The 12,658-nt window shown below is 66.8% G+C and carries 12 protein-coding genes; 5 read left to right on the top strand and 7 right to left on the bottom strand.

Annotated features, from left to right (window positions below; genetic code table 11):
- Positions 1-233 precede the first annotated feature (233 nt).
- Positions 234-584, top strand: coding sequence for a cysteine-rich small domain-containing protein (locus tag CKO41_RS03395; RefSeq protein ID WP_200381264.1), 351 nt, complete (start codon positions 234-236; stop codon positions 582-584).
- Positions 585-707: 123 nt separating this feature from the next.
- The gene (gene bchE, locus CKO41_RS03390; RefSeq protein WP_200253748.1) at positions 708-2,360 is read left to right on the top strand and encodes a magnesium-protoporphyrin IX monomethyl ester anaerobic oxidative cyclase; all 1,653 of its coding nucleotides are present in this window, start codon (positions 708-710) and stop codon (positions 2,358-2,360) included.
- 197 nt (positions 2,361-2,557) lie between these two features.
- Here the strand turns inward: bchE and CKO41_RS03385 are convergent, their stop codons facing one another.
- Complete coding sequence (locus tag CKO41_RS03385; RefSeq protein WP_200381263.1) at positions 2,558-2,950, bottom strand: Rap1a/Tai family immunity protein; 393 nt, start codon at positions 2,948-2,950, stop codon at positions 2,558-2,560.
- A gap of 41 nt (positions 2,951-2,991) precedes the next feature.
- A complete protein-coding gene (gene gloA, locus CKO41_RS03380) occupies positions 2,992-3,378 on the bottom strand; it encodes a lactoylglutathione lyase (protein ID WP_200253744.1) in 387 nt (128 codons plus the stop codon).
- Positions 3,379-3,729: 351 nt separating this feature from the next.
- Between gloA and CKO41_RS03375 the strand changes: the two genes are divergently transcribed.
- A complete protein-coding gene (locus CKO41_RS03375) occupies positions 3,730-5,304 on the top strand; it encodes a cobyric acid synthase (RefSeq protein WP_200381262.1) in 1,575 nt (524 codons plus the stop codon).
- 147 nt (positions 5,305-5,451) lie between these two features.
- On the opposite strand, the gene CKO41_RS03370 is transcribed toward CKO41_RS03375, so the two are convergent.
- The gene (locus tag CKO41_RS03370) at positions 5,452-6,444 is read right to left on the bottom strand and encodes an aldo/keto reductase family protein (RefSeq protein WP_200381261.1); all 993 of its coding nucleotides are present in this window, start codon (positions 6,442-6,444) and stop codon (positions 5,452-5,454) included.
- Between the two features lie 47 nt (positions 6,445-6,491).
- Between CKO41_RS03370 and CKO41_RS03365 the strand changes: the two genes are divergently transcribed.
- On the top strand, positions 6,492-6,734 hold the full coding sequence (locus CKO41_RS03365; RefSeq protein ID WP_200381260.1) for a DUF6868 family protein: 243 nt from the start codon (positions 6,492-6,494) through the stop codon (positions 6,732-6,734).
- A gap of 313 nt (positions 6,735-7,047) precedes the next feature.
- On the opposite strand, the gene CKO41_RS03360 is transcribed toward CKO41_RS03365, so the two are convergent.
- The 4 genes from CKO41_RS03360 to CKO41_RS03345 form a co-directional block, all read right to left on the bottom strand.
- Positions 7,048-7,710, bottom strand: a complete 663-nt coding sequence (locus CKO41_RS03360) for an O-methyltransferase (RefSeq protein ID WP_200253736.1) — start codon at positions 7,708-7,710, stop codon at positions 7,048-7,050.
- Between the two features lie 614 nt (positions 7,711-8,324).
- A complete protein-coding gene (locus CKO41_RS03355) occupies positions 8,325-8,942 on the bottom strand; it encodes a GGDEF domain-containing protein (protein WP_200381259.1) in 618 nt (205 codons plus the stop codon).
- Entirely contained in the window at positions 8,921-9,694 is a 774-nt protein-coding gene (locus CKO41_RS03350; protein ID WP_200381258.1) for a PAS domain-containing protein, read from the bottom strand. The genes CKO41_RS03355 and CKO41_RS03350 overlap by 22 nt, the downstream gene beginning before the upstream one ends.
- A gap of 16 nt (positions 9,695-9,710) precedes the next feature.
- Complete coding sequence (locus CKO41_RS03345) at positions 9,711-10,244, bottom strand: DUF29 domain-containing protein (RefSeq protein ID WP_242463917.1); 534 nt, start codon at positions 10,242-10,244, stop codon at positions 9,711-9,713.
- A 218-nt stretch (positions 10,245-10,462) separates the two neighbouring features.
- Here CKO41_RS03345 and CKO41_RS03340 point away from each other — a divergent pair, with 218 nt between their 5' ends.
- Positions 10,463-11,842, top strand: a complete 1,380-nt coding sequence (locus CKO41_RS03340) for a sigma-54 dependent transcriptional regulator (protein ID WP_200381257.1) — start codon at positions 10,463-10,465, stop codon at positions 11,840-11,842.
- Positions 11,843-12,658 lie beyond the last annotated feature (816 nt).

Below are 12,658 nucleotides of genomic sequence, written 5' to 3'. Positions count from 1 at the left end.
CCACAAGATCGGTTGAATCGAGCACCTCGCGAGCGCAACATGTCGTGGCTCGGCGCCGCCTCGTGCCGACGCAGCCAAGGTACTGACGGTGAAAGAGATCGGCCCAGTCTAACACGGACCCGGCGATCGACCGACCGCCGCGGCCGATAACAACCAGAGAAAAAGCTTGGCAATCAGTCGCTCCCGATTCGCAAAGGCACCGTTTTCGGGGCCCCGTGAGGCAGCAGAGATCGATGCAGCCGAAAGACCAGACCAAGAACCGGGGCTACGAAGGCTTCACCAACACCGCCTGCCCCTTCCTGCCCTGCCACCAAGGCGTGCGCCGCGAATTCAATTGCCTCTTCTGCTACTGCCCGTTGATCGCCTACCTCTGCCCTGGACCCTATAAGGTATTTACCGACCGCAATGGGCTGCGCCGCAAGGATTGCACCGATTGCACCCTGCCCCACGACGGCTATCATGCCTCCTGGGAATTCATCCAGACCTGGCTGGAGCGGCCGCTCCCCTGGGACGGACGCCCTGCCGATCCGCGCCGGGCCAACGCCGCGCGGAGAGGGCGACGCCCACCGCCGGATCGAAATTGACAGCCCTCGAAGCTCGCCAGTAAGCTTGGCCGTCGACCCGGTGAGCATGGCTGCAAAGGCATGCCCAGCGTCCATCTCCTTCCCCGAGGCGTAGCGGGACGCCCGTTGCGCGGGAGTCCCTTGATGCGAATCCTCTTCATCCATCCCAACTACAGGTCCGGCGGCGCCGAGATCGCCGGCAACTGGTCCCCGTCCTGGGTCGCGTACGTCGCCGGCTACCTGAAGGCGGGTGGCTACGACAACTACCGTTTCGTCGACGCCATGGTCGACAACCTCGACGAAGAGCAACTGCGCGCGATCTTCCGCGAGGAACAGCCGGACATGGTCGGCACGACGGCGATGACGCCGGCCATCTACACGGCCCAGCGCCTGCTCCAGATCGCCAAGGAGGAGTGCCCCAACGCGCTGACCTTCCTCGGCGGCATCCATGCGACCTTCATGTTCCAGCAGGTCCTCGGCGAGGCGCCCTGGATCGATGCCATCGTGCGCGGCGAGGGCGAGGCCATCACGCTGAACCTGGCGCGCGCCGTCGACGAGGGACGCTGGCCGAGCGATCGGGAGAACATCAAGGGCATCGCCTTCATCGGCGAGGACGGCAAGGTGGTCGCGACACCGGCCGAACCCTCGATCAAGGACGTCGACTCGATCTGGCCCGACTGGAGCGTGCTGGAGTGGAAGAAGTACATTTACATCCCGATGGGCGTGCCGGTCGCGACACCGAACATGGCCCGCGGCTGCCCCTTCACCTGTAGCTTCTGCTCGCAGTGGAAGTTCTGGCGCGACTACCGCGTGCGCGACCCCAAGCGGGTCGTCGACGAGATCGAGATGCTGGTCAAGGACCACGGCGTCGGCTTCTTCATCCTCGCCGACGAGGAACCGACGATCAACCGCGCCAAGTTCATCGAGTTCTGTCAGGAACTGATCGACCGCGACCTCGGAATCCTGTGGGGCATCAACACCCGTGTCACCGACGTGATGCGCGACGAGGAGCTGCTGCCCTTCTACCGCAAGGCCGGACTCGTGCACATCTCGTTGGGCACCGAGGCAGCGGCGCAGCTGAACCTCGATCGCTTCGTCAAGGAGACGACGATCGCTGAGAACAAGCGCGCGATCCAGCTCCTTCAGCAGAACGGCATCGTCACCGAGGCCCAGTTCATCGTCGGCCTGGAGAACGAGACCCGCGAGACGCTGGAAGAGACCTATCAGATGGTCATGGACTGGGGCGCCGACATGGCCAATTGGTCGATGTTCACGCCCTGGCCCTTCTCGGACATGTTCACCGAGCTCGGCGACAAGGTCGAGGTCTACGACTACTCGAAGTACAACTTCGTCACGCCGATCATGAAGCCCGACAACATCGACCGGGCCGAACTGCTCGACGGCGTCATGAAGAACTACCGCCGCTTCTACATGAAGCGGATGTTCTTCCAGTACCCCTGGGCCAAGGACCCGGTGCGCCGCCGCTACCTGCTCGGCTGCATCAAGGCCTTCCTGCTGAGCGCGGTGCACCGGCGCTTCTACGACCTCGGCAAGCACAACTACTGGGGCCCGCAGGCGAAGAAGCTGATCCGCTTCGACTTCGACAAGACCAAGGCGAAGATCGTCGAGCCCGATCACAACGCCTGGAAGAAGGCCCCGCCGGCCAAGCGCCCGCAGGCGGCGATGAAGGCCTGCGGCGGCGGCGACGAGCAGATGGGCGAGGCGCCGATGGTCGGCCTCGAGGTGCCGCCGCCCACCGCGGCCAGACCGAAGGAAGAGGCGCTGCAACAGGACTGAGGCTGAACCGGCCGCCCACGCAGCACGCTACACCACCGAACGCCCCCGCCCCGCGGGGGCGTTCGCGTTTGCACGGCAGCAGGGGCAGACGCCGACCTGGCGGCGCCCGGGGGGCCGGCCAGGAGCCCGCGCTTGCGGGCGATCGGCACCGGCGACGGATCACGGCGACGCTCGGCTGATGACGGATTGGGCAGCGGCTAGGGCTGCGTCGGTGGACAGGGATAGAGGCGCGCCAGGATCTGCGCGACGACTGGTTCCACCGGTTCCGTCGGATCCGATGCGCGACGCAGTTCCGCGACGACCACGGCCTGCGTCTCGGCCACCCCCTCAGCCGACGGGACGCACCAGCGCGGCCCGGCCGAAGTCCCGTCGCCCGGCGCGTGGCAGCCGCAGGGGAGCAGGTACCAGTCGCAGATGGCCGCATCGAGCGCCCGACCGCCGGCGGCCGCGGCGCGCTCGCAGGCCGCGAGCACCTGGCCGACCGTCGCCTCCTCGCCGTCATCGGCCGGCACGGCCGCGGCCGCGAGGAGGAACGCGAGCAGGACGAGCGGCACCGTCAACCGACCGTCCCACCTCATGGCGTTCGACATGATCGAGGGCCGTCAGAAGCGAGGATGGGGCCGGGCGACCGTCAGCGCCGGGCGCCGATCAACTCGACCGGATAACCGTCCGGGTCTTCGACGAAGGCGATGATGGTCGTGCCGGCGTTCATCGGCCCGGCCTCGCGGAGGATCTTGCCGCCGCGCGCGCGGATGCGCTCGCAGGCCTGATAGACATCGTCGACCTCGATCGCGATGTGCCCGTAAGCGGTGCCCAACGCGTAGGCGCTCACCCCCCAGTTGTAGGTCAGCTCGATCACCGCCTGCTCGGACTCCTCGCCGTAGCCGACGAAGGCCAGCGTGAACTCGCCTTCCGGATAGTCCCGGCGGCGCAGCAGGCGCATATCCAAGACCTCGGTATAGAAGGCGATGGAGCGATCCAGATCGCCAGTGCGCAGCATCGTGTGGAGGATTCGCATCGTCGGGTCACCCTATCGTCAAGGGGCGATCCGGAAGGACCGCAGCTAGATCGTTCGCGCATCGGCCCCAAGCGACGGGTCCGATACCAGTTAGAGATGTTACGTGACCCTGTGGTCGGCCAAATCAAGTACCCCGACCGCCCAACGGAACGCAGTAACCTTGCCGCTTCGCCGGGGCGCCCCGGCGGGGCAAGCGGGCCATCGTTCGTAGACGAGTGGCATCGCAAGGAGACGAGTTCAAGCAACCCGCTGCAGGGCGGGCACGATAGAATCGTCCCCATAGCCAGCGTCAACGGCCACCTTGCCAGCCAGGCGCTGCCCGAACCCTGCGACGATCACCGGAACGAGCCCATGTCCGACCCCATCCCGAGCATCGCCATCGACCTGCCGGCACCACGCGAGCACGGCCCCCGGCACGCGCGCGCCCTGATGATCCAGGGGACGGCCTCCGACGTCGGCAAGAGCCTGCTCGTCGCGGGGCTGTGCCGCGCCTACACGCGTCGCGGCCTGAGGGTGCGCCCGTTCAAGGCCCAGAACATGAGCAACAACGCCGCCGTCGCGGCCGACGGCGACCCGGACCTGCCGCTCGCCGCGGACGGCACCCGCCCGCGCGGCGAGATCGGCCGCGCCCAGGCCCTGCAGGCACGCGCCTGCCGGGTAGCACCGTCGATCCACATGAATCCGGTCCTGCTCAAGCCCCAGACCCTGATCGGCTCGCAGGTCGTGCTGCGCGGCCGCGTGCTCGGCAACTGCCGGGCGCGCGAGTATCACAAGATGAAGCCGCGCCTGATGCCGGCGATCCTCGACAGCTTGCACCGCGTCACGGCCGAGGCCGATCTGGTCCTCGTCGAGGGCGCCGGCAGCGGCGCGGAGGTCTATCTGCGCGCCTCCGACATCACCAACATGCGCCTCGCGCGGGATGCCGACCTGCCGGTGGTCCTGTTGGGCGACATCGACCGCGGCGGCGCGCTGGCCGCCGTCGTCGGCACCCACGCCCTGCTCGAGGACGACGAGCGGGCGCGGGTCGTCGGCTACATCATCAACAAGTTCCGCGGCGACCTGTCGCTCTTCGAGCCGGCCTGCACCCTGATGACCGAGCGCACCGGGTGGCCCTGGCTCGGCGTGCTGCGCTGGTTCGAGGGGGCCGAGCGGTTGCCGGCCGAGGACTCGCTGGCGCTGGAGCGCCCGGCCCAGGCAGCCGGCCAGGGCTTGCGGATCGCGGTACCGCAGCTCTCGCGGGTCGCCAACTTCGACGACCTGGATCCCCTCGCCGCCGAACCGGGCGTCAGCCTGCGCTGGGTGCGGCCGGGCACCCCGATCCCGAGGGACACCGACGTCGTCATCCTGCCGGGCTCCAAGGCGACCCGTGCCGACCTCGAGGTGCTGCGCCGCGAGGGCTGGGGCATCGACATCCTCGCCCATGTCCGCCAGGGCGGCCGCGTCGTGGGCCTGTGCGCGGGCTTCCAGATGCTTGGGCGGGTCGTCCGCGACCCGCTTGGAATCGAGGGCGAGCCCGGCGAGACGCCCGGGCTCGGTCTCCTCGACGTCGAGACCGAGATCGGCGGCGACAAGCGCCTCGTCGAGATCGACGTCCTCGACCGCTCGAGCGGTTGCCGCGTGAGCGGCTACGAGATGCACATGGGCCGGACCACCGGTGCGGGGCTCGCGCGCCCCTGGCTGCACCTCGACGACGGGGGCGCGACGCCCCGCCCCGAGGGGGCCGTCTCCGCCGACGGGCGGGTGACCGGCGCCTACATCCACGGCCTCTTCGGCGCCGACGGCTTCCGCGCCCACTGGCTGGAGCGGGTCGGCGCCCAGGCGTCGACGCTCGACTTCGAGGCCCGTACCGAGGCGGCGCTGGAGGCCCTCGCCGACCATTGCGAGGCCAGCCTCGACCTCGATGCCCTGCTCGCGCTGGCGCGCTGAGGCCAGCGGCGCCGCCTCCAGCGAGCGGGCGCCCAAGAGGGCGATCCGCCCTCCGGCCACATCGACCCATCTGCGGATGACGAAGGCAATCTGAGGCACAGGCGAGATTGCGCGGATCGGACTGCCCAGTCTTTCGGGGCCACTCCTCTAGAGGGCGTTCGACGGGTCCGGACAGGTGCGGCGCGCCTCGCCGGCACCGAGCGCATCGATGGCCCGCATGTCTTCATCGCTGAGCGCGAAGTCGTAGATGTCGCGGTTCTCGGCCATGCGCTTCGCCTTGGAGGTCTTGGGCAGCGCGGCGCGGCCGCCCTGCACATGCCAGCGCAGCACGATCTGCCCGGTGGTCTTGCCGTGGCGCTCGGCGATGGCGACAAGCACCGGGTCTTGCAGCAGGCCGAAGGCGCCGCTCGCGAACGGGGCGTAGGCCGTCACCACGATACCCCGCTCGCGGCAGAAGGCCTCCAGCTCCAGGTCCCGACAGTAGGGGTGGACCTCGACCTGATTGATCACCGGCCGGCGCTCCGGTTCTGGCACATCGTCCATCAGCTGGCGCAAGTGACGGATCGTGAAGTTGGACACGCCGATCGCCCGCGCGGCACCCTTGTCGGCCAGTTCGCAGAAGGTTCGCCAGATGGTGGCGCGAGCCTGGCGCGGGAAATTCGGATCGCCGATGCGGTTCTCGCCGAAGCTGCCAGGCCAGTGCATCAGCAGGAGATCGACATAGCCGAGGCCCAGGTCATCCAGGGTGTCGACCATGTCATCGCGGACCCGCTGGGCGATGTCCGCGACCTTGTCGGCGTCCCAGGTGCGCTTGTGCGAGATGTTGATGTGGGGCGGGGCGGCCGGGTGCGCGAGCTTGGTGGTGATGAACAACTCCTCGCGGGTCAACTCACCGCTGGCGAGGCGCTGGCCCAGCAACGCGCCGAGGATGCGCTCGGTGCCGTAGACGCGGGCCCCGTCGAACGCCCGATAGCCATTGTCCAGCGCCAGCGTAACGGCGCGCCAGGCCTGCTCGGGGAGGAAGCCCTGGAAATCGGTGGCACCCACCCAGTCGCCGAAGGCGGTGCCGAACGCGATGCTCGGCATCGTGACGCCATTGTGCAGGGTGACGGTACGCAGGTCATCGGCGCTATCATGCATAAATCGCACTCCAGTGATCGGTTATTACGCGAAACGGCAACAGAGCCATGACCATAGACCAACTCACGGCGTTCCTCGGTTGGGCGGCCATCATCAACATCGGTCTGCTCACCCTGTCCACGACGGCGCTGCTCGCGATGCGCGGTCGCATCACCCGCATCCACGCCCGCCTGTTCGGGTTGGACGAGAAGGACCTCGGCCGGGCCTACTTCCAGTACCTGGCGCAGTTCAAGATCGCGACCATCGTCTTCACGATCGCGCCCTATCTGGCGCTGAGGATCGTCGCCTGAAACACGCGGGAAGCAGGCCAAGTGCGGCCGAAGGCGTGGGCCCGGTCAGCGAATGCGCAGCAAAAGCACAGACCGACATCAAGGGGACCTTGGAGGATTCGAGGTCCCCTCAAGTGACGGTCGAGTACGGCCTGAATATCGCCACGGTCGGAGACGCACCGAAATCCGCGAAAGTAAGCAGAAATTCAGGTCTATCTCGATGATGTTCGCGCCTTCCGTGCGTTTCGCAGTTCAGAGCGAATCTGATGTTTCTCGTTGAGCCGTATTCAAGTAGCCCGACGACCGACATCCGGTCGCCCCGCCGATCCCAACCTCAGCGCTTGCGCGCCAGGGTCAGCCCGTCGCCGATCGGCACCAGACTGATGGTAACGCGCTCATCGCGCAGCAGGCTGTCATTCAGGGCGCGGATGGTCTGAGTGTCGCCGTCCTGAGCTTGCGGATCGGCGACGGCGCCGTGCCAGAGGGTGTTGTCGATCAAGATCAGGCCGCCAGGCCGGACCAAGGCCAGGCAGCGCTCGAAATAGCATGCGTAGTTGCCCTTGTCGGCGTCGATGAAGGCCATGTCGAACCGCCCACCCTCACCCTCGGCGAGCAGGGCGTCGAGTGTCTCCAAGGCTGGCGCCAGGCGCAGGTCGATGCGCCCAACGACGCCCGACTCCCGCCAGAAGCGCCGGGCGATCCGGGTCCACTCGTCGCTGACATCGCAGCAGATCAGCCGGCCGTCGGAGGGCATCGCCTCGGCCATGCAGAGCGCACTGTAGCCGGTGAAGGTGCCGATCTCGATGATCCGCCGGGCGCCGGTGAGCTCCACCAGCAGCGCCATGAATTGGCCCTGCTCCGGGGCGATCTGCATGTGACGGCGCTCGAGTGCCGCCGTGGCCTCGCGCAGACGCCGTTGAACGTCGCTCTCGCGCACGGAGTGCGCGACGAGATAGTCGTGCAGCCGATCGTCGACTGGGGTCGTACGGTTGCTCAAGATTCGCCCTCACCTGTCATGACAGAAACGCTTGACCACGTCAGTCAAGGGCACCTCGAAAAACTCAAGGTGCCCGTGCGGGGCAAGGATGCCCCGCCATTTTCAGTCGCCTAAGCGACTGAAAATGAAGCGAAGTGCAAATCGCATTTTCGCTTCGCGTCCTGGGAGATTGCCCGGCTGGCAACTTTTCAAGGTCCCCTCAAGTCGCCTGAGATCCTGGTCGCCGAGGTGCATTGCCGGGGCGCCGGGGTGCGCGCAGGTCCAAGCTCGCACACTCGATCAGCTATTTCTAGCAATCTTCTGATCTATAAATCAGATTCTTGGGCGATCCTGGGTGGGGAGCCAAACGGTCGCACGACTTTTTCGGGGCTCGACACCTTCAAGGTCGGCTCCAACCGTGACCCTTGCGCCTCTCCTGCTCTCGTGCCTGCGCATCGACACGGCTGTTATCAGCCGCATCGCAAGGCTCGATGCTGGGCTCGCGGCTCACGACTACTACCCAGGCGGGACTCTCACCCGCTAGAACACGCGGCCTGGCCAGGCCGCACCGACCCCGAGCCCCGGACCCCGAGCCCCTGGGTGCTCGGGCCGCCCCTCGTCTGGCCGGGCCGTCCTCACACAGCGATGCAGCGCACGCAGTTCCTGCCGGCTTTCTTGGCCTCGTACATGGCCTGATCCGCCCTCGCCAGGGCCCTTTCCAGCGCGTTCGAGTCGCCGGGAACCACGTTGGTGATGCCAAAGCTGGCCGAGAGCCTATTACTTGGCTCCGGGCCAGCGATGTCGACGTCTTGAAGCCGCTCGCGCACGCGCTCCGCCAGGGCGATGGCCTCCGACAGACTCGTCTCCGGCAGCACCAGCAGGAACTCCTCGCCGCCATAACGCCCGGTCTGGTCCGGCTCTCGGACCGAGCGCCTGAGGACGTCGGCCACCCGGACCAAGACGCGATCCCCGGCCAGGTGGCCATGCTGATCATTGATGGCCTTGAAGTGGTCGATGTCCAGCACAACGATGGACAGGGTGCGGCCGTAGCGCTGGGTGCGTGCCAGCTCGTGAGCGAGGCGGGCGAGCAGTTCCCGCCGGTTGAGGAGGGCCGTCAGCGGGTCGTGGGTGGCGGCGACTTGCAGCTCGAGCTCCAGCTGTCTCTTCTCGGTCAGGTCCAGGGCATAGCCCGACCAGATCCGTCGGCCTTCCAGGGAGCGAGGGGTGGCGGTCATGGCCAGCTGCAGCCACATCGCGCCGTCGGTCGGGTGCCGATAGGGAACTCGATCTTCAGCACTCGGCCTTCGTCTTGGTGCTGCTTCTCCGGTAGGAAGTGCGCCAGGCGCTCCCGGTCCTCGGGCGAAAGCCGGTCCTTCAGCGGCACGATGCTCGTGACCAGCTCCTCGGCGGGAAAGCCCAGCACCTTCTTCGACGCTTCGCTGACATACAGCACCTTGAAGCCCTCGCCCTGCGCCATGAAACCCTCGAAAAGCACCAGTGGGGTGTAGGCGAGGATGTCGTGAAGATCTGCGTAATGCACATGGTCGAAGGCGTCTTTCGCTCCGGGGGCCGGGGGGCCGGCGACGGGCAGGAGGGCACCAAGCTCCTCGAGCATGTCGTCCCGCTCCAGCCAGCGCAGGGCGGCTGACAGCTCATCGAAATACCGCACGGTTTCCGCGGGCTGCTCCCGCTGCTGGACTGCGCTTTCGTAGATCTTCGCGTTGGTAAGGAGCTCTACGTGGTCGCCCACGACAGCCGTGCGGACGTGCACGGCGTGCCCGGGCGGACTGGTGCTTGCCCAATCCGCGATCTGCGCATAGGCGCTGAAGCTGATGAGCAGCTTCGTTCCCGGCGCGACGACCAGGATCTCATCCCGTGTCGCACGCAGCTCGGGGTGACGGGTGACGGCGCCATAGGCATCCAGCAAGGGCCCGTCGCGGATGACGCCGGAGAACACACCGAAGACCACCGATCCCTGGTGGAGCAGGCGAATGTCGATCATCATGCGGTCCTGTCACGCCCTACCATGGCCGCAAGCATAAGCCGTTTTTCCGGGCCCGGAGCAGTGGGCGGCCAATCCTCGTCGAGGATCTGCGCCAACCGATCGGGACAACGGACCCGGAACAGGTGTCGCTCGAGGCCGCCTCGATCACGGCATCGCGCACCGCCTTGCCGTACACCCGTTCGATGATCTCCTCGTCGAGCATCCGCCGCAGGCTCGGCGACGGCTCCAGCAGCCGCTCGATCGCGGTGCGCTGATGGTTGATCGTCAACAGCCAGCCCTTGCCGCGCCGTTCCGGCCGATATTGGTGCTTCAGCCGGTGGACGAGCAGCACCTGAAGCGAAGCGGAAATCGCATTTTCGCTTCGCGTCCCTCCCTCGCGGTGCGATCCCAGCCGGAATCCGACGTCCTTCCACATGGCGGCGATGCCGCCATCGGACGGCTGCCGTCCACCGCTCACGGGTCTTCTCGGCAGACGATGCTCAGCGCAATTGATCGAGCCCCCGCGGCCCCGGTGAGCGACGGCGCCCGCGTTGCGGATGACGGCGCCCATCAGGGAAACCCCTAGCCCAGGATAGTGCCGTCACCTACACCCGGCTGGGCGGGCCCCTCATTCCCCTAAGGGCCGGCGCTTTTCACAATGAAAGTGACCATGGGGGATCCTTGCAATAGGGAGGAAGGCCGGTTTTCGAGGCCCCTCGAGCCGCGCAAACGAACCCGCCGTCACATCCTTCAACGCGGGATCCTGGTACTTGCAGAGAGCCGTAGACCATGAACACAACCCCGCGCCCCCTGCTTTGTTTCGGGTCGCCGGAGATGACCGATGCGCTCCCGCTCGAGCTCGCCCGCCACGGGTGGGTCGTACACGACATTACGGCTTCCGACGACTGTGTGGCGCTTCCGAAACAGCAGGATTTTTCCGTCGGATTGGTCCACCTGGACGAGTCGCAGCTCGATCCGGCGACGCTGCGTCGCTACCTGGAGTCCCTCAACGAGCTCAACAGGGGTGGGAATCAGGTCAAGTGGGTGGCGCTGGTCTCGAATGCCGCGGTCGCCTCGCCGCCGATCGCCCGCATGATCACGACTTACTTCTACGACTACCACACCCTGCCGGTCGATGCGGAGCGCCTGTCGATCACCCTCGGCCACGCCTACGGCATGGCGCGCATCGGCTGCCATGGCCTGCGCCCGGCGGCCGATCGCGCGATGCAGTTCGGCATGGTCGGCCACAGCCCCGGCATGCGCCGGCTGTTCGGCGCGATCCAGAAGGTGGGCGCGATCGGCCTCAATGTCATGATCCGCGGCGAGAGCGGCACCGGCAAGGAGTTGACCGCCCAGGCGATACACAGGCTCTCCCCGCGGGCCGATGGCCCGTTCGTCGCGGTCAACTGCGCCGCCCTCCCGAAAGAGCTGATCCAGACCGAGCTGTTCGGCCATGAGAAGGGCTCGTTCACCGGCGCCGACCGGCGCCGCGTCGGGCGCATCGAGGCGGCCCAGAACGGGACCCTGTTCCTCGACGAGATCGGCGATCTGCCGCTCGACCTCCAGGTCAATCTGCTGCGGTTCCTGCAGGAGAAGACGATCGATCGCATCGGCGGCTCGGGCCCGATCGCCCTCGACGTGCGCGTCATCGCGGCCACCCATGTCGACCTGGAGAAGGCCGTCGAGGAGGGGGGCTTCCGCGAGGACCTCTACTACCGACTCAACGTCCTGCACCTGGAGATGCCGCCGTTGCGCGAGCGCGGCGAGGACATCGAGCTGCTCGCGACCCATTTCCTGCGCGAGACCGCCCGGGCCATCCGACCCAACGTCAAGGGCTTCTCCGAGCAGGCGCTGAACGCCATCCGCACCCACCCCTGGCCCGGCAACGTCCGCGAGATGATCAACCGCATCCAACGGGCCGTGGTCATGTGCGAGGGCGATCTGATCCGACCTCGCGACCTCGGCCTCGACAAGGACACCCCCAACCGCGCCCTGATGACGCTCGCCGAGGCACGCGCCAAGGCCGAGCGCGAGATCATCGAGACGACCCTGGGCACTGTCAGCAACAATGTCTCCAAGGCCGCGCGGCGCCTCGACATCTCGCGGGTGACCCTGTACCGGCTGCTCGAGCAGCACGCCATCGACTGGCAGAAGAAGGGGGCCGCCTGACGGCAGCTGGCTCGGCCGGCGCCGAGCGAAGATCGGCGATCATTGGCTGACGAGGGGCGGCCCGCCTCCGACGCGGGCATCGGGTTATCCTGAAGGTCCGCTGTGCAGGGTGCCGTGAGGAACGAACCGCTACCCTACCGGCTATGCGAGCGGCGCGGTTCGCCAGCTCACCGCACCCTAGTGCAACAGTGCAGATGTTCCGAGACCGTCTCAGATCGTTGTCGTTGTCGGCTTGCGAATCTCGACAACGACAACGAACAGCCTCGGGATTTCTGAAGTGCTGCGCTAGTGCCTCGCTCCGGAAATATACCGAGGCCGCTTTCATGTCGCCCTAGGATGCGAGCACCGATAGGTGCCCCCTTGCGGGCGACTACGACGCGCTCGTGGCGGCCAAGGAAGGGTTCAGAAACAAACGACACAAGCGCGAAGACGACAAGAAACCACGAAATACACGAAGGTCGCGAAAAGACGGCAGATTCTTGTGTGTCAGTTCGGCCCTTTCGCGTGTTTCGTAGTTCCCAGAAGATGGACCGGCTGTCCTTGAATCGTCGCTCAGATCGCCCGCAAGCGGGCTCCTACCACGCGCCACGCGGGGATTGCAGACAGCGACGCGCGGCCTCGGGCATTCCGCAGTCTTGCACTAGGTTTCCGACCGCCCTCCTCTCGGTCGCTTCCGCTGACTGAAGGGCGCCTTGGAAAACTCGAGGTGCCCGCGGCGGGTCGAGAGAAGGCCCGCCATGTCCGCCCGGCAAACCGGCGGGACACGAGACGGACCAGAAATCCCGTCCCTTGCCAGCACCATGAAAGATCGCCGTC

Source organism: Thiococcus pfennigii (genome assembly GCF_016583835.1).
Taxonomy (GTDB): domain Bacteria; phylum Pseudomonadota; class Gammaproteobacteria; order Chromatiales; family Chromatiaceae; genus Thiococcus; species Thiococcus pfennigii.
This window is presented reverse-complemented; position numbering and strand designations above follow the sequence as displayed.

Excerpts from the sequence above, each read along its gene's own strand:
- CKO41_RS03395 (WP_200381264.1), top strand. The coding sequence starts at position 234 with ATGCAGCCGAAAGACCAGACCAAGAACCGGGGCTACGAAGGCTTCACC.
- bchE (WP_200253748.1), top strand. The coding sequence starts at position 708 with ATGCGAATCCTCTTCATCCATCCCAACTACAGGTCCGGCGGCGCCGAG.
- CKO41_RS03385 (WP_200381263.1), bottom strand. The coding sequence starts at position 2,950 with ATGTCGAACGCCATGAGGTGGGACGGTCGGTTGACGGTGCCGCTCGTC.
- gloA (WP_200253744.1), bottom strand. The coding sequence starts at position 3,378 with ATGCGAATCCTCCACACGATGCTGCGCACTGGCGATCTGGATCGCTCC.
- CKO41_RS03375 (WP_200381262.1), top strand. The coding sequence starts at position 3,730 with ATGTCCGACCCCATCCCGAGCATCGCCATCGACCTGCCGGCACCACGC.
- CKO41_RS03370 (WP_200381261.1), bottom strand. The coding sequence starts at position 6,444 with ATGCATGATAGCGCCGATGACCTGCGTACCGTCACCCTGCACAATGGC.
- CKO41_RS03365 (WP_200381260.1), top strand. The coding sequence starts at position 6,492 with ATGACCATAGACCAACTCACGGCGTTCCTCGGTTGGGCGGCCATCATC.
- CKO41_RS03355 (WP_200381259.1), bottom strand. The coding sequence starts at position 8,942 with ATGTGGCTGCAGCTGGCCATGACCGCCACCCCTCGCTCCCTGGAAGGC.
- CKO41_RS03350 (WP_200381258.1), bottom strand. The coding sequence starts at position 9,694 with ATGATGATCGACATTCGCCTGCTCCACCAGGGATCGGTGGTCTTCGGT.
- CKO41_RS03345 (WP_242463917.1), bottom strand. The coding sequence starts at position 10,244 with ATGGGCGCCGTCATCCGCAACGCGGGCGCCGTCGCTCACCGGGGCCGC.
- CKO41_RS03340 (WP_200381257.1), top strand. The coding sequence starts at position 10,463 with ATGAACACAACCCCGCGCCCCCTGCTTTGTTTCGGGTCGCCGGAGATG.